This window comes from Vibrio spartinae (assembly GCF_024347135.1).
GTDB lineage: Bacteria > Pseudomonadota > Gammaproteobacteria > Enterobacterales > Vibrionaceae > Vibrio > Vibrio spartinae.
In genome coordinates, this window is sequence record NZ_AP024907.1 from 3,620,915 (window position 1) to 3,643,921 (window position 23,007).

A 23,007-nucleotide genomic window follows, 5' to 3' on the forward strand; every position below is an offset into this window, starting at 1 on the left:
CGAAGCAGTATAACAAAAACGAAACAACTCTGAATTTTCTTTTTCCTATAGTGTTAACGTTCTTGAGTTCTTCAATGGTGCTGCCATAAAGCAGTCGGCGATAAAACATGGTGTGGCTATCTCAATGCCTGACTCAGTACACGAAGCTTCATTTGACGGTTTGCTTTTAGCAATTCATCCAGCCAATTACCATATCCGGCATTCACCAATACTTGTGCAGCATAGGGCGCTTTTTCTTGACTCAGCGCCTGAACCAAATAAGTTTTGACCGGTTCAGGCATCGGATTAAGCAGAACTAAAGCCTCAATCGCCTGTGCTCTCAAACTCGGGTTCTTGCTAGCCGCCATCACTTGCTGCACCGAAAAATCATCCGTCAAACCAGACAGCCGGGTCAATTCAGCTACAGAGTGAACATCTGATTTCATCAACCACAATAACCGATAAACATCTTGATTCTGACTTGTCCGAGCCAGTGCAACCATGACTCGCGTCGAAGGCAACCAGCTACGAATACTTGCATCAATCACTTGCTTTGCCAAATAATCCAGCCCCGACTCCGATAAGCTCCCCAACTCCTGAATCAACAAAGATTCCCGGGCATGAAGCTGACGTTTATTTTTGGATAACCATGGTTGTAACGGCAGATCATGCTGTTCAACTTTTAGCACAAAATCGAGGACACTTTTCTCCTGTTGCCAGGTTTTGACTAAGCGATTGGCAACCGAAGGATAATCAAATGCCGGTGTAGAAAATTCGAATCCTTCACTTTGATTGGTGAGATAGTAAACCGGTGAAATCAAACGCTGTTGTTCGATAAAGCGCTCCACTTGTGCAGAAAAGATAGTTTTTTCTTGTTCGAGAGCCCGGAGTAATAAAAAACGAACAGCCTCTTGCTGAGGCAAGGCCAACCGTTGTAAAGCAAAATTTAAAGAATCAATTTGATCATCAGCAATCAGCTGTTTGAACGCTTCAACTTGGTGCTGAACTGTGGGGGCTTGTAACAGCTGATTACGGCTTTGTGCATCCAATGATTGCGCAGCAACCGAAAAGCAAATGAAACAACAACAGAGCAGGAGTTGCGATACCCACGTTCCTTGTGGCATGTGTTAACCTCCATGTAACATCTAATTTTCATTTTCGGTGCATCTTTTATGAAATGCAAGAAAAAGCGCCACCGTTTCCGGTGGCGCTTTCATGATTAGAACAGTCTAGATTTTACTGGCGTCTCATCGCATCAAAGAACTCATCATTCGTCTTTGTCATCGCCAGTTTATCAATGAGGAATTCCATCGCATCGGTTTCCCCCATCGGGTGAACGATTCTGCGCAAAATCCACATTTTCTGTAACTCGTCAGTTTTGGTCAGCAACTCTTCACGACGTGTTCCGGAACGGTTGAAGTCGATCGCAGGGAAGACACGTTTTTCTGCTATCTTACGGTTCAGGTGTAATTCCATATTCCCTGTCCCTTTAAACTCTTCGTAGATAACTTCGTCCATTTTCGAACCGGTATCAACCAAGGCTGTCGCGATAATCGTCAAACTACCGCCTTCTTCAACATTCCGAGCCGCACCGAAGAAACGCTTAGGACGATGGAGCGCATTCGCGTCCACACCACCAGTCAGGACTTTGCCCGAAGAAGGAACAACCGTGTTATATGCACGCGCCAAACGTGTAATTGAATCCAATAAAATCACAACGTCTTTCTTGTGTTCAACCAAACGTTTCGCCTTCTCAATGACCATTTCTGCCACTTGAACGTGACGAGATGCCGGTTCATCAAAGGTAGAAGCAATAACTTCACCTTTAACCAAACGTTGCATTTCTGTCACTTCTTCCGGACGTTCGTCAATCAGCAACACCATCAAAATACACTCGGGATGGTTGTAAGCAATACTCTGAGCAATGTTTTGCAGCAGCATCGTTTTACCAGCCTTCGGTGGTGCAACAATCAAGCCACGCTGACCTTTTCCGATTGGTGATGCTAAATCCAAGACACGAGCGGTAATATCTTCAGTCGAACCGTTGCCGCGTTCCATCACCATTCGTTCATTGGCATGTAGCGGTGTCAGGTTTTCAAACAGAATCTTATTTCGGGCGTTATCTGGTTTATCAGCATTGACGGTATTGACTTTGAGTAACGCAAAGTAGCGTTCACCTTCTTTCGGTGGCCGAATCTTCCCAGCAATTGAATCACCTGTACGCAGGTTGAAACGACGAATCTGACTCGGTGACACATAAATATCGTCCGGCCCAGCCAGATAAGAGCTGTCTGCACTACGCAAAAAACCAAAGCCGTCCTGGAGAATTTCTAATACGCCATCACCAAAGATGTCTTCACCACTTTTTGCGTGAGCTTTTAAAATAGAGAAGATAATGTCTTGTTTTCTTAAACGCGCGAGGTTTTCAAGCCCCAAGCTTTCACCCAGCTGCACGAGCTCAGACACAGGGTTGTTCTTTAATTCTGTTAAATTCATTGTGGTGGATACTTGTTTAGTCAAAATTAGGATCTGTTTAGTAGTGTTAAGATGGATTTGGCCTCAGGATTGACCAAGAAGTGAACATATGATTCATTAGTGTGCGATAACCTAGCACTATTTATCAGGCTAGTCTAGATTTTGTTTTATTTCCATGTGCAAAACCGTACATATCTCTATGTACGGTTTTCAGCCATTATAAATTGGCGTCTAAAAACTCTTTGAGCTGAGTCTTTGACAACGCACCAACTTTTGTTGCTGCAACACTACCATTTTTAAACAGAAGCAATGTTGGGATACCACGAATACCATACTTTGCTGGCGTACCTGCATTTTGATCGATATTTAATTTACCAATCTTGATCTTACCTTCGTACTCATTCGCTATTTCATCCAAAATCGGTGCAATCATTTTGCATGGACCACACCATTCTGCCCAGAAATCAATAAGTACAGGAACTTTAGCATCGGTCACACTACTTTCAAATGTGTCATCGGTGAGCTGCAAAATCTTATCACTCATCTTAACTCCAATGTATTTTCTTGGACCAGTTGCATAACAACCAGTAATTTTGATGCTCTATTGGAATGTATTTACTTCCGTATTGCAAGCTTAAGCTGATATTCTATAGTGATGAAAAAGACGCATATCACAGAGCAAAAATTCGCCGACTTGGGTTTAGCCCCTCAAGTCACCGCAGGTTTGGAACAAAAAGGGTTCGCTTATTGCACCCCAATCCAAGCCTTGGCGCTGCCGGTAGTGCTCTCCGGCCATGACATTGCAGGCCAGGCCCAAACAGGGACTGGTAAAACGCTTGCGTTTCTTGCTGCAACCTTTAATCATCTGCTAACAACACCTGCTCAAGAAGAGCGGGAGCCAACACAGCCACGAGCAATTATTATGGCACCAACTCGTGAGTTAGCGATACAAATTTTTAACGATGCAGAACCACTCGTTCAAAGTACCGGCTTAAAAGTCGCACTGGCTTATGGTGGTGAAAGTTACGATAAACAGCAGTCCAAGTTACAACAAGGTGTTGATATTCTTATCGGAACCACCGGTCGGATTATCGATTTCTACAAACAAAAAGTGTTCAATCTGAACCATATTCAGGTGGTCGTTCTCGATGAAGCAGACCGAATGTTTGATCTCGGTTTTATCAAGGATATTCGTTTTCTGTTCCGCCGAATGCCGCCACCGAAGAACCGACTGAACATGTTATTCTCCGCCACCCTCTCTTATCGGGTTCAGGAATTAGCATTTGAGCACATGAACAGTCCGGAGCATGTTGTCGTCGAACCGTCGCAAAAAACCGGACATCGAATTAAAGAAGAACTGTTTTACCCCTCGAATGAGCACAAAATGGCTTTGTTACAAACCCTCATTGAAGAAGAGTGGCCGGACAGAGCAATCATTTTTGCCAATACCAAACATAAGTGTGAACGAGTCTGGGGACATCTGGCTGCCGATGGGCATCGCGTCGGACTACTGACCGGTGATGTGCCGCAGAAAAAACGGGAACGCATTCTAGAGCAATTTACGCAGGGCCAGTTGGATATTTTAGTCGCGACCGACGTTGCTGCGCGAGGACTACATATCCCTCAGGTAACTCACGTCTTTAACTACGATTTACCAGACGACAGTGAAGATTATGTACACCGGATTGGCCGGACGGGCAGAGCCGGAGAAAGTGGTCATTCGATTAGCTTCGCCTGCGAAGAATACGCGATCAATGTGCCGGGAATAGAAACATATATCGAACATTCAATTCCGGTTTCTGATTATGATTCATCGGCACTATTAACTGATTTACCCAGTCCGTTAAAACTTGCTTCATCAAAAACATCAAGAAGAACCAATACTGGTGGTTCACGGTCTGGACGTCAGAATGGACGAGGTAATAATCCATCCAGAAAACGGCCGCGACAAAACAACCACCAGAATAAAAATAGCTGAGTGAATCTATGAGCCAAGCCGTATCTTCACCTCTCTATGCTGCAATCGATCTGGGTTCAAACAGCTTTCATATGCTGATTGTTCGTCATGTTGAAGGCAGTATACAGACGATGGCCAAAATTAAACGGAAAGTGAGACTTGCCGCCGGACTGGATGAGAATAATGCACTCAGCCAGGAGGCGATGCAGCGGGGTTGGGACTGTTTGAGTCTGTTCGCAGAACGATTACAGGATATCCCCAAAGAAAATATCCGCATTGTCGGAACGGCAACTCTTCGGACGGCCGTCAATGTCGATGTATTTTTGCGTCAGGCCAATCAGATCCTCGGACATCCGATTGAAACCATTTCAGGTGAAGAAGAAGCCGCTACCATTTATAAAGGAGTCGCTCATACTTCCGGTGGCAGCGGACGTCGGTTCGTGGTTGATATCGGTGGCGCAAGTACCGAACTGATTATTGGTGAAGGTTTTGAAGCCAAAGCCTTAACCAGTTTAAAAATGGGCTGTGTCACTTGGCTCGAAAAACACTTCAGAGATCGTCAGCTCTCTCAAGAAAACTTCGAACATGCGATCGAAGACGCGAAAAAAATGCTAACGCCGATCCTGCAACAATATCGCACGATCGGCTGGGATATCTGCGTCGGGGCCAGCGGGACAGTACAAGCGTTACAGGAAATCATGCTGGCTCAGGGGATGGATGAAGTCATTACACTGAGCAAACTGAAGCGCCTCCAAAATCAGGCAATGCGAGCGGATCATCTCGAAGAACTGGAAATCGAAGGACTGACGTTGGAAAGAGCACTGGTTTTCCCAAGCGGTCTATCGATCCTGATTGCTATATTTGAGGAATGCCAAATCGAAGCCATGACATTGGCAGGCGGAGCCCTTCGGGAAGGACTGCTTTATGAAATGATTGATGGATTACGTCAGGATAATATCCGAGAGCGAACCATCCACAGTATTCAGAGTCGCTATCAAATCGATACGGTATACGCGGCTCAGGTCTCAGACCTTGCCAGTAAATTGTTTAACCAGTGTGGTGGCGTCGCATGGATCGTCGAACCTCAGGCAGAAATGCTACTCAGAGCCGCCGCACAGTTACACGAAATCGGTTTAGCGGTGGATTATAAAAAAGGCGGGGAACACAGTGCTTATTTGATCCAGCATTCGGAACTGCCCGGCTTTACCCGCGCACAACGTTATTGTCTCGGTGAATTGATCCGTCGCTATCGCGATAATATCACGTCAATGCCAGAGCAATACGCCCTTTCAGGAGCCAGTAGTAAACGCTTACTCAGACTTTTACGTCTTGCAGTGTTACTTAGCCACCGACGCAATTCAGCACTCGAACCTCGTGTCAAGCTGGCGTGCTCGGAAGACACGCTCCAATTATCGCTGAATGCCCAGTGGCTCGATGCGAACCCACTGACCAAAGCTGAACTGGAAATCGAAGCAAACCGACAAACCGATATGGGATGGCCACTGGAAGTCATTGCCCAACCCTAGCATGGGTTGGTTTTATCCGCGTCTTGGATGTACAGAAAGCCACGAATAAAACCGCCTGATTCGAGCAAACACATTGACTGACCCGACCCAATCGGTCGGGTTATTTCTGTCCCATCCGGCACGCGATCTGATACTCAACAGACCCCGTACACCCGAACGCTCAATCTTCGTTTACTGTCTCATGACCTTAACCGTGAGCACGCGTTTGCTGTCGCACACGATTGAGTACCGCCCGTAATTTCAAAGGCTTGACCGGTTTCGGTAAAAAACCAAATCCGTTTGACTGAATCGCATCCATCATTTCTTGCGTCCGATCAGCACTGATAATAATCCCTTCAAACTGATTCCCCAGACGCAAACGGCACTGTTGTAGGACTTCCAGCCCAGTCCGTCCCTGCTCCAATCGGTAATCGGACAAAATAACATCCGGTATCCACGCATCATCCAGTGTTCTCAAGCTCTCGACTAAATTGGTTGAGGTGCGAATATCACACCCCCAACGAGATAACAGATCAGACATACCAGTCAGAATATCGACTTCATTATCCACACATAACACTTTAATCTGCGACAAATCAGTCACGTCATTTACGGCAGGGGCAACTTTATCTGCAACTTCCCCGGGATGAGAACGTTGCAGTGACAGCGAAAACACACTGCCATGCCCGGGCCAGGAGCGCATTGAGATTTCATTCCCCAACACATAAGCAATCCCTTTTGATATAGCCAATCCAAGCCCGAGTCCCTGTTCAGAACGAACCTGCCCGCCACGATTAAACTCTTCAAAAATTTCATGCTGCTTATCTGGCTCAATCCCGATCCCGTTGTCCCATACTTCAATCCGGACTTGCGCACCAACATGACGGATACCGAGCACAACTTTCCCATGGGGGGCATAGCGGAACGCATTGGTCAGGAAATTCTGAATAATCCGTCGGAGTAGCTTCGGATCTGACTTCACCACCACCGACGAAGGCACCAGCGTAAAATCGATCCCCTGTTGTTTGGCAATCGCATGAAATTCAGCATTCAAATTCACCAGCACATCATGAATGGCGAAACTGTGAATATTGATATCCAGCTTCCCGGATTCGAGTCGGGAAATATCCAGCAAATCCCCGATTAATTCCTCGGCCGCCCCCAAGGCGCTTTCAATATGTGCAGAAAGGCGTTGTACTTCAACTTCCCGGGCAATTTCCGACAACGATGATGCAAATAGCCGGGCGGCATTGAGCGGCTGCATCAAATCGTGGCTTACCGCAGCCAGAAAACGAGATTTTGAACGGGATTCGCGTTCCGCCCGTTGTGTCTCCTGCACCAACTGACGATTGAGTTTTTCCAGCTCCTGAGTCCGTAGATGCACTCGCTCTTCCAGCGATTCATTGGCCTGTTTGAGGGCATCTTCAGCCTCCCGGAACGCTGTAATATCGGTAAAGCTCATGACAAACCCGCCACCGGGCATCGGATTGCCTTGAACTTCAACCACTCTCCCGTCCGGTCGGACTCGCGAGGAGGTGTGCCGGGTCCCGCTCTCTAAATGATCGACCCGTTTGCGAACATGGGTTTCAACATCGCCCGGTCCACACAACCCCTGTCGCGCATTATGGCGAATGATATCGGCAATTGGTCGGCCAACCTGAATCAACCCCGGAGGGTAAGAAAACAGCTCCAGATAACGCTGATTCCAAGCCACCAACCGCAACTGTTTATCAACCACCGTCAATCCTTGCCCGATGTGTTCGATGGCGCCTTGAAGCAGACTGCGGCTGAAGTCGTACAGTTCTGACGCTTCATCCACAATTGCGGCAACTTCTTCAAGGTGCATATTTTTACCCTGCAACGCAGAAGCAAGCACTAACTTCGCTGAAGATGCACCGAAAACACCGGCCAACACTCGCTCGGCATGACGGATCAGTGCCGCAGGAGCCTGCTGATTGGGTAAATAACGCTTCTGCTGCTGCGCCCAGAATTGCTCGAACGCCGTCTTCATCCGACCTCGCCCGACAAAACGGGCGACCAGCATTTCCAGCTCCGCGACAGATACCCGGCTCTGATATAGCGTCATATTTTCATTATCAGGGAATGGCGTACCGACGAATGTTGCTGACTGTAAGCGCTCACTCAGGGTCGGACGAGTAATGATGGAAACACTCCAATAACAGAGGGTATTGAGCACAACACTGAGGATCATCCCCCAATCAGACCTCGATATACCTAAACCGGCAATCGCCTCCGGGGGGCTAATCAGCCAAATGAGTGGGTTAGACTGAGCATCTCCGGCCAATAGATGCGTCTGAACCATTAAGGTCATCAGCCAGAGTGAAAAACCAACCGCCAAACCGACATAAACACCTTTTTTATTCCCGTCACGCCAGTAAATCCCACCAATCAATGCCGGTGCAAACTGAGCTATTGCCGCGAAAGAGAGAAAACCAATGGCAGAAAGCGACGGAACCGCATCCAGTACGCGATAGAATCCCCAAGCACAAGCCAGTAACACTAAGATCAATCCGCGACGGATTCTGAGTAACAAGCGGGAAAAATGACGATGCCCCTGATGAGAAAACCGTATCCGCCGGAGTAAGAAAGGCACCACCAGATCATTAGACACCATAATGGTGAGCGCAATCGTCGAAACAATGACCATCCCGGTCGCAGCCGAGGTCCCGCCGAGAAACGCAATCATCGCGATCACATCCGAGTCAACAGCCTTGGGGATACTAATCACGAAAGTTTCTGCCAAACTGGCATCCATCATCCCCGAACCGACCCATGATATCGGCAGCACAAACAGCCCCATCAGAATCAGATAGACAGGAAATATCCGACGGGCAACATGGAGATCCTGTGGTTTTTCATTCTCGACAACCATGGTATGAAACTGGCGAGGCAAGCAAATAATGGCCAGAATGGTCAACACAAGGTGAATGATCAGGGTCGGCCAATGCGGTGCAACCATCGATTCGAGCACAATATGCCCCAAGTCGAATGATGTCTGGTGCCAACCGATATAGACGATAAACAGACCGACCCATAAAAATGCCACCAGCTTCACCAACGACTCAAACGCAATCGCCATCATCATACCGCGGTGATGCTCAGTATTATCGATATGCCGGGTGCCAAACAAAATAGTAAACACCGCGAGCGCCAACACGACCACCCAAGAAATGTGACTTTCGGTCAACTGCTCAGGGAAAGGGAAATCTGACGTCACGACATGGATTCCCATCGTCACACCACGAAGTTGTAGGGCGATATAAGGCAGAATACCGATGACCGCAATCAGCGTGGCAGCCACAGCAAGTCCTTGAGATTTGCCATAACGCGCAGCGATAAAATCAGCAATAGACGTAATATGTTCGCGCTTCGCAATCAGCATCAGACGGGCTAATATCCGCCAGCCAAAGACAAAGACGAGTATCGGTGCGAGATAAATCGGTAAGAATGACCAAGCATGATTAGTGGCTTGTCCGACCGTGCCGTAGAACGTCCACGAAGTACAATAGACACCGATAGATAAGCTATAAATCCAAGGCCGAAAGCGTGCCAGCCAGTTCAGATTTTTGTCACCATACCAAGCGATAAAGAACAGCAGCCCTAAATAAAGAAACAGAACCGGAATGACAATCCATGACGGCATGAAGTGCTCCTTATCGCCCAAGTCAGAAAATAAGACAGAAAGTAAGAATAGCTGGCTTCATTTTCTGAGTCACTGAAATCAAAACAATTTTATACCGAAAATGATTCACGTTGCAGCACAGTGACAAACCAATGAGATCCCATACGCATAGATTTATTGTTTACCGGGTTCTCCGGAAATAATACGTGGACTGATAATGGTGGATATTTTCAGTCGTGATGGAAAAATCGAGGATGGTTCCGTCAGGGGCGTTACTGATCGAAGTCACTTGCATTGTCGGTGTTCCTTCTTCGACCTTCAGGTAGGCCGCAATCGAAGCCGGCGTTAAAATCGGCAAAAAGGTAAAATAATTCCCCTCAATGACGAATCCGGCCTCTTTCTCAATATAATCAAACTTTGATTTTTCCAGATGAGCAATCGACAACGTGGGATAGAGTTTAACGGGGAGATAAGACTCTTCGTAGTGCACGGGCCGGTCATCCAGATAACGAACACGAACAATGTAGTAGACCAATTCACCATGTTGAATTTTGAGCCGCTGAGCGACGCTGACCGGCGCAGGAATCATCGAAAAGCTGAGTACCTGACTCACTATCGATTTATTGTTTTTTTGACTCAGTTCAGTCAGGCTGTTGAGCCCTTTATTCTCATGAGCTATCTCTTTATCAATCACAAAATTTCCGCTACCGTGACGACGCTCGATGAGTCCATCCTCAACCAAACAATCAATTGCACGCCGGAGTGTCATCCGGGAAACCTGATATTCTTCGGCCAACATCACCTCTCTCGGTAATGGCTGATTCAAACGAAATTCATCAGAATTAATTCGTTTTCTCAAGTCATTGGCAATTAATATATAGATCACTTTTATACCTATTACTGTTTGGTTGTCTATTTCATATTTATAAATAAAAATAATATATATCAATAAATTAAAATATAATTTCTATTTTTAAAATAAGTAAAAATAGAATAGGTCTAATAAATAGAGTTTACTTATACAAAACATCCACATAATTATTAGTGATAAGTATCACATTCCAATTCTCTGAGCAGATAAATCTCAACTATTAATTTCTATTCTGAACTCGCCGGCAAACAAAAAACAATCCAAATCAACGTGAAAATATATTCCCGAAACATTGATTTTTCAGCGGGATGACCAACAAGTCCCCCGATATACATCACTTCACCGTTCGTTCGGAGGAGACTGAGACTTCAAATTCGGAGGATATAAAGGGAACCAATAAATCGCTTTACAGCGATAGCATACTGGAAGGGTAAACCATGTTAAGTCAAATACAACGGTTCGGTGGAGCCATGTTTACACCAGTCCTCCTATTCCCTTTTGCAGGGATTATCGTGGGGCTGTCCATCGTACTAAAAAATCCTGATTTTATGGGATCGCTTGCCGACACCAACAGCACTTTTTTTCAATTGATGAAAATACTGGAAGAAGGCGGATGGACCATCTTCCGTAACATGCCACTGATTTTTGCCATTGCCCTACCGATAGGTCTGGCACAAAAAGCGCATGCCCGGGCCTGCCTCGTGGTATTTCTCTCCTATCTGACCTACAACTACTTCATTGCAGCCATGGCAACCGTTTGGGGCAGCGACTTCGGTGTTGATTTTTCTCAGTCACCCGGAGGGGTCAGCGGCCTGACACTGATCAGCGGCATCAAAACTCTCGATACCAGTATTGTCGGTGCCATATTAATCGCCAGTCTGGTGACTTATCTGCATAACCGTTTCTTTGACACTAAATTGCCGGATTATCTCGGTATTTTTCAAGGAACCGCATTCATTGCCATTCTTGCTTTCTTTGCCATGCTCCCCTGCGCATGGGCCACACTAATGATCTGGCCGAAAGTTCAGGCAGCTATCAGTTCTCTACAAGGACTGATGCTGGCATCCGGCACGCTGGGCGTCTGGCTATACACATTTTTAGAACGCGTCCTGATCCCGACCGGATTACATCACTTCATCTACGGTCCATTCATCTTCGGTCCGGTTGCCGTAGAAAACGGCATCATGATGAACTGGGCACAACACATTCAGGAATTCAGCCAATCGACATTACCGTTGAAAACGCTATTCCCTTCGGGTGGTTTTGCCTTACACGGTAATTCAAAGTTGTTCGGTTCAATCGGGATTGCCCTTGCCATTTACATGACAGCCGATGAAGAAAATAAAAGCAAAATCGCCGGATTACTGATTCCAGCCACCTTAACATCCATTCTGGTCGGTATTACCGAGCCGCTTGAATTTACTTTCCTCTTTGTTGCTCCGTTCTTGTTTGTGATTCATGCCATTCTGGCCGCCACGATGTCTGCCATCATGTATAGCCTCGGTGTCGTCGGTAACATGGGTGGTGGACTGATCGAAATCGTCTCACAAAATTGGCTCCCGATGTACAACCATCATGCTTACGTGATGTTGACCCAGATATCGGTCGGGCTCTGTTTCACCGTCATCTACTTCTTCTTGTTCAAAATGTTGATCATCCGGTTCGACCTGAAAACCCCCGGTAGAAACAGTGAAGCGAAACTGTACAAGAAATCGGATTACAAAACGAAAGCCAGTAGAGAGACACATCCGGCCGGCAGCCTTGCCAGTCGCCTTATCGAAGCACTAGGCGGTGAAAGGAATATCGAACAGCTCAATAACTGTGCCACACGTTTGCGGGTCACTGTCATCGATCCGATGCAGATTGTTGGCGACCAAATCTTCACAGATATGGGCGTACACGGTGTCGTACGCAACGGCAAAGCCATACAAATTATTATCGGGCTCAGCGTGCCCCAGGTCAGAGAAGAGTGTGAGGGGCTACTTCATATCTGAACACGCAGTTTGAAAGAACCGTATCTTCAACAAGACATGAAAAATACATTTAAAGCGCATGAAAATATGACCGAAAGGAGATCAACATGAAACAGTTTTCAATCGTCATTGCTGGTGGCGGAAGCACCTTTACCCCCGGTATCGTTCTGATGCTTCTGGAGAATCTCAACCGCTTCCCGATTCGTCGTCTGACGTTTTATGACAATGACGGTGCTCGGCAAGAAGTCGTTGCTGAAGCCTGTAAAATTTTATTGAAAGAGAAAGCACCGCAAATCGACTTTGCCTATACCACAGATCCACAAACAGCATTTACCGACGTCGATTTTGTGATGGCGCATATTCGCGTCGGCAAATATCCGATGCGCGAGCTGGATGAGAAAATTCCGCTGCGGCATGGCGTGCTCGGTCAAGAGACCTGTGGACCGGGTGGCATCGCTTATGGCATGCGTTCTATCGGGGGCGTGCTTGAACTGGTTAAATATATGGAACAATACTCACCGAATGCGTGGATGCTGAACTATTCCAATCCGGCCGCAATTGTAGCGGAAGCCACCCGGGCACTCTGTCCCCAGAGTAAAATCCTCAATATCTGTGATATGCCGATCGGTATTGAGAACCGGATGGCCAGTATTCTGGGTTATTCATCCCGCAAAGATTTCGATGTCATGTACTACGGGCTCAACCACTTCGGTTGGTGGAAAACGATTACCAATAAACAGGGTGAAAACTTAATGCCGAAGCTAAGAGAGTATGTCGCCCAACATGGTTATGTACCGCCGACGCCGGAAGCCGGCCAACATGTTGAAGCCAGTTGGAATGATACCTTTGCTAAGGCTAAAGCGGTGTATGCACTCGACCCGGAAACCTTGCCGAACACTTACCTGAAATATTATCTGTTCCCGGATGACGTTGTTGCTCATTCAGATCCAACACATACTCGGGCCAATGAAGTGATGGAAGGCAGAGAAAAACATGTCTTCGGCGAATGCCGTAAGGTGATAGAGCAAAAAACTGCGGCAGGATGTGCATTAGAAGTCGATGAACACGCATCTTATATTGTTGACTTGGCAAGGGCGATTGCCTTTAACACCAAAGAACGCATGTTACTGATTGTGGAAAACCAAGGTTCAATCGAAAACTTCAACACCGATGCGATGGTTGAAATACCTTGTCTGATCGGCAGTAATGGACCGGAACCGCTCCGGGTCGGTGCGATCCCGACATTCCAACACGGGATGATGAGCCAGCAGGTTGCTGTCGAAAAATTGGTCGTTGAAGCTTGGACCGAAAAATCCTATCAGAAACTCTGGCAAGCCATTACGCTCTCGAAAATAGTCCCGAGTGCTTCCGTTGCCAAGGCCATTTTAGACGACCTGATTGAAGCCAATAAAGACTTTTGGCCAACACTAGAATAGCCCCAGCGTAACGTGGTTGAATCGCTTTCTAGATTGTATCGTTTTCTAAAAAGTCACTCGGATTAGCGGCTATTCAAAGCCTCTTTACCTGACGTAAAGAGGTTTTTTCTGTTCTACCCCTGCCCGGGTGCGGAATTTAAACGATTTTCTCGCACAGTACGACGCGGCTCCAGCCGAACAAAGAGTGCCACCACGCCCATCAGGGCCATTCCCCAGAAAATGTTAGCGCCCCAGCTTTCAAACCCCCAACCACTGATTGCCGTCATCGTTGCAATCACCGCCCCCAGAGGAATGGCATTGTACAGTGACTGTAACGCGACCATTTTCTCCGGGACAGCTTGTTGGATGTAACGAATGGTCGCCAGATGTGCGACCGCAAATGTCAGGCTATGGAGCAACTGAATGAACACCAGAGCAGCAATCTCAGTGGTGGAAGCCGTCAAACTCCAGCGCACCACAACCGCACAGGAAGAAAGCAAAAACATCCCCCGAATCGACCACGAACCGAACAGGCGACGACTGAGCGCAAAAATACAGATTTCTGCAATGACGCCCAAACTCCACAAATAACCAATAATTTCTTCTGAATGGCCGACCGATTTCCAATACACGGAACTGAAACTGTAATAAGCCGCGTGACTCCCCTGAATCAGAGAAACCAGCACTAAGAACTTAATCACTTGCTTGTCTCTCAGCATTTCGATCAGTTTAGGGCGAACCACTTGAGTTTCGGTGTGAGTCACCGGATTAGGATTTGGCGCGCGCAGACTGATTAAAAATGTCACGCTCATCCCCAATAACGCCGTATACAGAATCCAGTCATTTCCCCAATGCGCAACAATCCAGCCAACCACCAGCGAACCGACAATAAATGCAACCGACCCCCACAACCGAGTCCGGCCGTAATCGAGCATTTTCATATTGGTGTAGTAGTTCGCGACCGTGTCCGAAAGCGGAATGATCGGCCCAAAGCAGGAATTAAACAGGATGGTTACCAGCGCAATCCAAATCAGATGCTCCACGGCAAAAATATGCGCCGCAATGAACCCTATCGCCAATAACGTCAACACCCTCAGCATCGGCACGTACCATTCAGCACGGTGGACTTTCGGCGTTATCAGTAAATTAGCCAGACAGCGGGTGCCAAACGCCAGCCCCATAATCAGTCCGATGTCTGTTGGTGCCACGCCTTCACTTTTGAGCCACAATGCCCAAAATGGCGTATAGATGCCATAGACAAAGAAAAAACCGAAATAGTACTGAGAGATCCAGCGGAACGGAGAAATACTGAGCATAACAACCTACTGATGCGAAAAGCGACGGATGACGGATATAGATAACCGCGACTATTATGCTTTGAATGCCATATCAGGAAAAGGGAATATTACTCAACACTATGTTTCCCCTATATCTTATATTTCCCCGATGAGGATTCACCCTGATGCTTATGCGTTGCGGGCATTATATTTCTCCCCCTTGAATTCATAGCACTTGAGCCATTGTTGCTGGCATTAGACCAAAGTCGTCTGGAGGCAAATCAGATTTCAGCCAAAATTAAATCAGATGCCCTCAACCAGAAAGGTTGCTATGCCGGATAAGTTCAATCTTCACTCTTCCCCGTTTGATTGCCTGACCCCAGCGCAACAGCAGCAGCTTCTCTCTGCGCTGGATGTCGCTTACTTTCGGTCGAGGGACACATTGCTACGTCGCGGTGAGACCGGACAATATCTGCACATTCTCATCAAAGGTGTGGTTGAAGAGCGCTCAGAAGATGGTCAGGAAGTCTTTGCTCACTACGCGAGCGAAGATATTTTCGATGTTCGTTCCCTGCTTGACGGAACAGTCAGACATCAATACGTCGCACTGGAAGATACGCTGGTCTATCAATTGCCCAAATCGGTTTTTCTGGATTTTTATCATCAGAACGGACAATTTGCTGCTTATTTCGATAATAATCTCGCCACCCGTCAAGCACTGCTCGAAAATGCACAACAACAACAGAACCTCGCAGAGTTTATTCTGACCAAAGTGGATCGGGCGATTTATCATCCGCCGATCATCGTCACCCCAGAGCAAACCATTGCAGACGTCAGCGGGCTGCTCAAAGACAACAATTGCGATGCCGCATTGGTACAACTGCCAGCGAACGACGCTCGGCTCACGCAGACAGCGCATACACATCCGTATGCCATTGTCACCCGCACAGACATGCTCCATGCTTTGGCATTAGACATGCAGCCAGTCAACACCCCGGTCGGTCAAATCGCCACCTTCCCGGTATTTCATGTCAATGATGGTGAATTTCTATTTAATGCGATGGTGATGATGATCCGCAACCGGATCAAGCGGATTATGGTGTGTGATGGCAACCAAGCGGTTGGCATGTTGGATATGACTCAGATTCTCAGTACCTTTTCCACCCACTCCCATGTACTGACACTGAGCATTGCCAGAGCATCCAGTATCGAGGCGCTGACAATCGCTTCCAACCAACAACACAAATTAGTCGAAAACCTCGTCAGCAACGGCATCAGAACCCGTTTTATGATGGAACTGATTGCCGCCGTCAATGAACAGATCATCGAGAAAGCCTTTGAACTCATCGTCCCGCCGGTGATGCAACAGCAATGCTGCCTGCTGGTCTTAGGCTCAGAAGGACGCGGAGAACAGATGCTCAAAACGGATCAGGATAATGCGTTAATCATCAAAGATGATACCGATTGGCCGGATTGTCAGCATGTGATGGATAAACTGACCCATACACTGCTACAACTCGGCTATCCGGTCTGCCCGGGCAAAGTCATGGTCAACAACCCATTCTGGGTAAAATCCCAACGGAACTGGCAAGCAGCGCTCTCACAATGGGTCGAACAAGCCAAACCAGAACAAATAATGAATATCGCCATTATGGCGGATGCTCAGGCCGTTGCCGGCAATCGGATGCTGTTACACCCCGTACGAGAGCACCTCTCCGAGCTGATGGCAGATCAAGAACTGATCTTGTCAGCTTTCACCCGCCCTGCACTGAATTTCTCCCTGCCGCTGACATTATTCGGCAACGTAAAATCCTCCAAATCAGGGCTGGATATCAAACAAGGCGGTATTTTTCCGATTGTCCACGGTATCCGGGCCCTGAGTCTGGAGTACCGGATGACCGAACAAAACACGTTCAAGCGTATCGAAGCGCTCACCCAAAAACGCGTGCTGGAACGACAGACCGCAGACAATCTGAGTGAAGCGCTAAAACTCTTCTTTAAGCTCCGACTCATGCAACAGCTGCAACAACCGGAGCGCCATAATCATTTGGACATTAAATTGCTCGACAGCACTGAACGGGATCTGTTACGTCACAGCTTGCATATTGTCAAAAAATTCAAACAGTGGTTGTCATACCACTACCAGATTAGAGACTAAGCCCATGAACCGAATCTCACGCCGATACTGGTACTACAAACTCAAAGATTCCGCTTATCGGAGCTTGTTCTTATCACCGGAGCATCAGGAATTCGTCTCACTGGATTGCGAAACAACCAGCCTCAATCCGCAACAGGCAGAACTGGTTTCAATTGCCGCCACAAAAATTATCGGCAATCGGATTCTGACCAGTCAGTCGTTTGAAGTGAAGCTGTGCGCCCCCAGAACGCTGAATGCTGATTCAGTCCGCATTCACCAGATCCGTCATCAGGATCTCAGTGATGGTCTGACCGAAGCCGAAGCGCTGATCCAGTTGTTAGATTTTATCGGGAACCGGCCACTGGTGGGTTATCACATCCGTTATGATAAAACCATTCTCGATATCGCCTGCCGCAAACATCTGGGCTTTCCGTTGCCGAACCGCCTGATTGAAGTGAGCCAGCTCTATCATGAACAACTGGAAAAAATGCTACCGAATGCCTATTGCGACCTCAGTCTGGAAGCCATCTGTCGTCATTTGGATCTACCGTTACAAAATAAACATGATGCCTTGCAAGATGCGCTCTCTGCGGCGCTGGTATTTGTGCGTTTGACTCAAGGTGATCTGCCATCCTTCTCTTCCGCCTGAACGCTGTCATTTCCTGCGGGGAAGCACCCAAAACAAACAGCGTTCCCAATCATTGTGACACCTTGAATCACAATGATTTTTTACTCACAGATCTCATTTAGCCTAAAGTCTAATTGTACAATCCCTCTATCTGAACAAGAGTTATTACACCTAGGTCACCTCAAAGCACGCCAATCGGGTGAGTTCGAGTTCATTTGGGCACAAGAATTTCAGATCCTCCGGAAATCTTTATTAAAAGTCGAATCAATCATGATGAACCGGAGCGGTCCCAGCATTCAAAAGGAGAAGAAGCTATGAGTGATGTTCATGTTTATCCGGTCAAGAACAATATTAAAGAACATACCCACGCGGATAACGACACTTACTTATCAATGTACCAACGCTCAGTTAGCGACCCTGAGGGATTCTGGAAAGAACACGGGCAGATCGTCGACTGGATAACCCCTTACACCAAAGTCAAGCAAACCTCATTTGATACCGGCCATGTGGATATCCGCTGGTTTGAAGATGGTACTCTGAACGTCTCTGCCAACTGTATTGACCGCCATCTCGCGAAGCATGGCGATGACGTGGCGATCATCTGGGAAGGCGATAACCCGCATGAAGATAAAACGCTGACGTTCAACCAACTCCATCAAGACGTCTGCCGCTTTGCCAATGTTCTGAAAGATCAGGGTGTGCGTAAGGGCGACGTTGTTTGTCTTTATATGCCAATGGTACCGGAAGCCGCAGTTGCGATGCTGGCTTGTACCCGTATCGGTGCAGTGCATACCGTGGTCTTCGGGGGCTTTTCCCCGGAAGCACTTGCGGGAAGAATCATCGACTCCGACGCCAAAATCGTCATTACCGCAGATGAAGGCGTCCGGGGCGGACGAGCAGTTCCACTGAAAAAGAACGTTGATGAAGCCCTGACCAACCCGGAAGTCAAAACCATCAGCAAAGTCGTGGTGTTAAAACGCACGGGTGGCAGTATCGACTGGCATGATCACCGGGATGTCTGGTGGCACGAAGCGACGTCTAAAGCATCTGAGCACTGCCCGGCAGAACCCATGAAAGCAGAAGATCCACTGTTCATCCTGTACACGTCCGGTTCCACGGGGAAACCCAAAGGTGTTTTACATACAACCGGTGGTTATCTGGTTTATGCCGCCATGACCTTCAAGTATGTTTTCGACTACCAGCCCGGAGAAGTCTTCTGGTGTACCGCGGATGTCGGCTGGATCACCGGTCACACCTATCTGGTTTATGGCCCGCTCGCCAATGGTGCGAAAACCATTCTATTTGAAGGTGTCCCGAACTATCCGGACACCAACCGCATGAGTCAGGTGGTTGATAAACATCAAGTGAATATTCTCTATACGGCACCGACGGCAATCCGGGCACTGATGGCAAAAGGCAATGATGCCATCGACGGCACCTCACGAGACAGCTTGCGCATCATGGGATCGGTGGGTGAACCGATCAATCCGGAAGCGTGGGAATGGTATTACCGGACCATCGGTAATGAGAAGTCTCCGATCGTCGATACATGGTGGCAAACAGAAACAGGCGGCATTCTGATCACACCGCTTCCCGGCGCAACCGCGTTGAAACCCGGCTCAGCCACGCGGCCATTCTTCGGTGTCCAACCTGCACTGGTCGATAACATGGGCAATCTCATTGACGGGGCCGCTGAAGGGAATCTGGTGATTCTCGACGCTTGGCCCGGCCAAATGCGCACGGTATACGGGGATCACGAGCGATTTGAACAGACCTATTTTTCCACGTTCAAAGGCATGTACTTTACCGGTGACGGTGCCCGCCGCGATGAAGACGGCTATTACTGGATTACCGGTCGTGTTGATGATGTTCTCAATGTTTCCGGTCACCGCATGGGAACCGCAGAAGTCGAATCAGCGCTGGTGGCATTCGATAAGATTGCAGAAGCCGCTGTCGTCGGGATTCCACACGATATTAAAGGTCAGGCAATTTATGCCTACATCACGCTCAATGATGGTATCTATCCCTCTTCTGAATTGCATAAAGAAGTCAAAGATTGGGTGCGAAAAGAAATTGGCCCAATCGCCACGCCGGATGTGCTGCACTGGACCGATGCGCTGCCGAAAACCCGCTCCGGAAAAATCATGCGGCGGATTCTGCGCAAGATTGCCAACGGAGACACCAGCAATCTGGGCGATACCTCAACACTCGCAGACCCAAGTGTGGTTGATAAGCTGATCGCTGAGAAAGCTGCACTCAATTAAAGCGACCTGAAACTCAAACGAACGTTCCTGAATGGTGAAGCCATCTCTCCGATGGCTTCATTTTTTTTAAGACCAGCCCAAACAACACATGATCGGGTTGCACAATCTTCGCCCCCCTGCCTTACTTATTTGAATGAATATCACAGTTTTGGAATTCAATATCTTTTTATCGCCAAATCACCATCCTGCCCGCACTGAAAAACAAGTGAGGAGGTCTCTTCCGGCTGTTATCCTTTTCTGTCCCGCGGTTCGCTGGACCAAGTTTGTTGTGATTTCCACACAACCATTTCTGATTTTTATGGTCATAAGACGATAACGATATAATTATCAATTTTCCGCAGAGTCCGTAGAACTTGGGGTCAACCCTTTCTCATATCGCCCAAAGAGGTGATTAGACCAGTAATTTGCTGCCATTTGTATTGAATTAGCTATAATCAGGAGCAATTCACCATTTTTTGATTTTCTTGAAGAAAAATTGTGTGAAAAAACCTAAAATATGGGAACATGTAAATAAGACCTCATTATTGAGTAAGATGACGACACAATGACGACACAATTACGCATTCTTGTGCTAAACGGTCCTAACCTGAATTTACTGGGTCTGCGTGAACCGGCACATTACGGTTCTCAAACGCTCCCTCAGATCATTGACCGACTCCGTCACCAGGCCGATCAAGCTGGTGTTGAACTAGTGCATCTGCAATCGAATCGTGAGTATGAACTGATCGAAGCGATTCATCAGGCATACGAGAACATTGACTTCATCATTATCAACCCAGCCGCATTCACCCATACCAGTGTTGCACTGCGGGATGCGCTTTTAGGGGTCAATATTCCTTTTATTGAGGTACATCTTTCTAATGTTCATGCTCGGGAACCTTTCCGTCACCATTCCTATTTGTCAGATAAGGCACAAGGCGTGATTTGTGGTTTAGGGGCTCAGGGCTATGAATTTGCGTTGTCGGCAGCCATTACCAAACTGCAGGCAAAATAACACTCGACATCCCGCGGCTGTTGTTCGGGTTGTCTTATTCACAAGATCTAAAGAGAAAAGACAATGGATATTCGTAAAATAAAAAAGCTTATCGAATTAGTTGAAGAGTCAGGCATTGCTGAACTGGAAATTTCTGAAGGTGAAGAATCAGTACGCATCAACCGTTACGGTGCGCCAGCTTCAGTACCAATCCAGTATGCGGCAGCACCTGCGCCAGTCGCTGCACCAGCCCCAGCGGCACCCGTAGCGGAAGCGGCTCCGGCTGAAGCACCACAACCAACAGGCCATCACGTGCTTTCCCCAATGGTTGGTACTTTCTACAGCTCTCCGAGCCCAGATTCAGCACCATTCGTAAAAGTGGGTCAGAAAGTCAATGTCGGTGATCCACTGTGCATCGTTGAAGCCATGAAAATGATGAACCAAATCGAATCTGACAAATCAGGCGTCGTCAAAGCAATCCTCGCTGAGAACGGTCAGCCAGTCGAGTTCGATCAGCCTCTTGTTATCATCGAATAATTGAGGTCAAATTGATGCTAGATAAAATTGTCATCGCGAACCGGGGTGAAATTGCACTTCGTATTCTTCGCGCCTGTAAAGAGCTAGGGATCAAAACGGTCGCTGTCCATTCCACAGCAGACCGAGATCTCAAACATGTCTTACTTGCTGATGAATCCATCTGTATTGGACCAGCACGTAGTATTGATAGCTACTTAAATATTCCACGCATTATCTCGGCAGCAGAAATCACCGGCGCTGTTGCGATTCACCCGGGTTACGGCTTCCTGTCTGAAAATGCAGATTTTGCTGAGCAAGTTGAGAAATCAGGCTTCATTTTCGTCGGCCCGACCGCTGATACCATCCGCATGATGGGTGATAAAGTCTCTGCAATCTCTGCCATGAAGAAAGCCGGCGTGCCTTGTGTACCGGGTTCAGACGGCCCGCTCGGGGACGATGTCGAGAAAAATAAATCCATCGCGAAGCGCATCGGTTATCCGGTAATTATTAAGGCATCCGGTGGTGGTGGTGGTCGTGGTATGCGTGTGGTTCGCAGTGAGGCAGAACTCATTCAGTCCATCACCATGACTCGTACCGAATCCAAAGCAGCATTCAACAACGATATAGTCTACATGGAAAAATTCCTGGAGAACCCACGTCACGTTGAAGTTCAGGTCATTGCCGACGGTCAGGGTGGCGCGATCCACTTGGGCGAGCGTGACTGTTCAATGCAACGTCGTCACCAGAAAGTTGTTGAAGAAGCACCGGCACCGGGCATTACCGAAGAAATGCGTAAATACATCGGTGAACGTTGTACACGCGCCTGTATTGAAATCGGCTACCGGGGTGCGGGTACATTTGAATTCCTCTATGAAAACGGCGAATTCTATTTCATTGAAATGAACACTCGGATTCAGGTCGAACACCCAGTGACAGAAATGGTCACCGGTGTGGATCTGATCAAAGAGCAACTTCGCGTTGCGGCAGGTCAACCACTGTCATTCACGCAGGATGATATCAAACTGCGCGGTCATGCGATTGAGTGTCGTATCAATGCCGAGGATCCGGAGCGTTTTCTCCCGTCACCGGGTAAAATTGAGCGCTTCCACGCTGCCGGTGGGATGGGGGTTCGTTGGGAATCTCATATCTACTCAGGTTATACCGTGCCAGCGCACTATGATTCGATGGTTGGTAAACTGATCGCCTACGGTGAAAACCGTGATGTTGCGATCGCGCGGATGAAAAATGCCCTCAACGAAATGATTATTGAAGGGATCAAAACCAACATCTCGCTCCAACTGAAAATCATGAATGATGAAAACTTCCAGCATGGTGGTGCCAACATCCACTATCTGGAGAAAAAACTCGGTATTAACCAATAATCCGCAGTCGAT

16 protein-coding genes are annotated in these 23,007 nt (G+C 47.6%); 10 read left to right on the forward strand and 6 right to left on the reverse strand.

Annotated elements, in window-relative coordinates; all coding sequences use genetic code 11:
* Nucleotides 1–116 precede the first annotated feature (116 nt).
* The 3 genes from OCU60_RS16165 to trxA all read right to left on the reverse strand — a co-directional run bounded on the left by OCU60_RS16165 (nucleotide 117) and on the right by trxA (nucleotide 2,998).
* Nucleotides 117–1,103 carry a hypothetical protein gene (locus OCU60_RS16165; RefSeq protein WP_074372999.1) on the reverse strand — a complete coding sequence of 329 codons (987 nt, stop codon included), beginning with the start codon at nucleotides 1,101–1,103 and terminating at the stop codon, nucleotides 117–119.
* 112 nt (nucleotides 1,104–1,215) lie between these two features.
* A complete protein-coding gene (gene rho / locus OCU60_RS16170) occupies nucleotides 1,216–2,475 on the reverse strand; it encodes a transcription termination factor Rho (RefSeq protein WP_074372998.1) in 1,260 nt (419 codons plus the stop codon).
* Between the two features lie 196 nt (nucleotides 2,476–2,671).
* Nucleotides 2,672–2,998 carry a thioredoxin TrxA gene (gene trxA, locus OCU60_RS16175; RefSeq protein WP_074372997.1) on the reverse strand — a complete coding sequence of 109 codons (327 nt, stop codon included), beginning with the start codon at nucleotides 2,996–2,998 and terminating at the stop codon, nucleotides 2,672–2,674.
* 111 nt (nucleotides 2,999–3,109) lie between these two features.
* Here trxA and rhlB point away from each other — a divergent pair, with 111 nt between their 5' ends.
* Nucleotides 3,110–4,432, forward strand: coding sequence for an ATP-dependent RNA helicase RhlB (gene rhlB / locus OCU60_RS16180; protein ID WP_074372996.1), 1,323 nt, complete (start codon nucleotides 3,110–3,112; stop codon nucleotides 4,430–4,432).
* 8 nt (nucleotides 4,433–4,440) lie between these two features.
* Nucleotides 4,441–5,937, forward strand: coding sequence for a guanosine-5'-triphosphate,3'-diphosphate diphosphatase (gene gppA, locus OCU60_RS16185; RefSeq protein ID WP_074372995.1), 1,497 nt, complete (start codon nucleotides 4,441–4,443; stop codon nucleotides 5,935–5,937).
* A 187-nt stretch (nucleotides 5,938–6,124) separates the two neighbouring features.
* Here the strand turns inward: gppA and OCU60_RS16190 are convergent, their stop codons facing one another.
* Nucleotides 6,125–9,580: a PAS-domain containing protein gene (locus OCU60_RS16190; RefSeq protein WP_074372994.1), complete on the reverse strand. Its 3,456-nt coding sequence runs from the start codon at nucleotides 9,578–9,580 to the stop codon at nucleotides 6,125–6,127.
* Between the two features lie 160 nt (nucleotides 9,581–9,740).
* Nucleotides 9,741–10,445, reverse strand: coding sequence for a GntR family transcriptional regulator (locus OCU60_RS16195; RefSeq protein WP_074372993.1), 705 nt, complete (start codon nucleotides 10,443–10,445; stop codon nucleotides 9,741–9,743).
* A gap of 422 nt (nucleotides 10,446–10,867) precedes the next feature.
* On the opposite strand from OCU60_RS16195, the gene OCU60_RS16200 reads away from it, so the two are divergent.
* Together OCU60_RS16200 and OCU60_RS16205 are read left to right on the forward strand one after the other, a co-directional pair.
* Nucleotides 10,868–12,424, forward strand: coding sequence for an alpha-glucoside-specific PTS transporter subunit IIBC (locus tag OCU60_RS16200; RefSeq protein WP_074372992.1), 1,557 nt, complete (start codon nucleotides 10,868–10,870; stop codon nucleotides 12,422–12,424).
* Nucleotides 12,425–12,510: 86 nt separating this feature from the next.
* Nucleotides 12,511–13,839 (forward strand): 6-phospho-alpha-glucosidase, encoded by a 1,329-nt coding sequence (locus OCU60_RS16205; protein WP_074372991.1) that lies wholly within the window; start codon nucleotides 12,511–12,513, stop codon nucleotides 13,837–13,839.
* Between the two features lie 113 nt (nucleotides 13,840–13,952).
* On the opposite strand, the gene OCU60_RS16210 is transcribed toward OCU60_RS16205, so the two are convergent.
* Nucleotides 13,953–15,134, reverse strand: a complete 1,182-nt coding sequence (locus tag OCU60_RS16210) for a 3-phenylpropionate MFS transporter (protein ID WP_074372990.1) — start codon at nucleotides 15,132–15,134, stop codon at nucleotides 13,953–13,955.
* A gap of 292 nt (nucleotides 15,135–15,426) precedes the next feature.
* Here OCU60_RS16210 and OCU60_RS16215 point away from each other — a divergent pair, with 292 nt between their 5' ends.
* The 6 genes from OCU60_RS16215 (at nucleotide 15,427) to accC (ending at nucleotide 22,995) form a co-directional block, all read left to right on the forward strand.
* Nucleotides 15,427–17,253: a DUF294 nucleotidyltransferase-like domain-containing protein gene (locus OCU60_RS16215; protein ID WP_074372989.1), complete on the forward strand. Its 1,827-nt coding sequence runs from the start codon at nucleotides 15,427–15,429 to the stop codon at nucleotides 17,251–17,253.
* Nucleotides 17,254–17,257: 4 nt separating this feature from the next.
* Entirely contained in the window at nucleotides 17,258–17,881 is a 624-nt protein-coding gene (locus OCU60_RS16220; protein ID WP_074372988.1) for a 3'-5' exonuclease, read from the forward strand.
* 293 nt (nucleotides 17,882–18,174) lie between these two features.
* Nucleotides 18,175–20,124: an acetate--CoA ligase gene (acs, locus tag OCU60_RS16225; protein WP_074372986.1), complete on the forward strand. Its 1,950-nt coding sequence runs from the start codon at nucleotides 18,175–18,177 to the stop codon at nucleotides 20,122–20,124.
* 544 nt (nucleotides 20,125–20,668) lie between these two features.
* Nucleotides 20,669–21,118, forward strand: coding sequence for a type II 3-dehydroquinate dehydratase (gene aroQ, locus OCU60_RS16230; RefSeq protein ID WP_074372985.1), 450 nt, complete (start codon nucleotides 20,669–20,671; stop codon nucleotides 21,116–21,118).
* Between the two features lie 63 nt (nucleotides 21,119–21,181).
* Nucleotides 21,182–21,634 carry an acetyl-CoA carboxylase biotin carboxyl carrier protein gene (gene accB / locus OCU60_RS16235; protein ID WP_074372984.1) on the forward strand — a complete coding sequence of 151 codons (453 nt, stop codon included), beginning with the start codon at nucleotides 21,182–21,184 and terminating at the stop codon, nucleotides 21,632–21,634.
* 14 nt (nucleotides 21,635–21,648) lie between these two features.
* Nucleotides 21,649–22,995 (forward strand): acetyl-CoA carboxylase biotin carboxylase subunit, encoded by a 1,347-nt coding sequence (gene accC / locus OCU60_RS16240; RefSeq protein ID WP_074372983.1) that lies wholly within the window; start codon nucleotides 21,649–21,651, stop codon nucleotides 22,993–22,995.
* The last annotated feature ends 12 nt before the right edge of the window (nucleotides 22,996–23,007 follow it).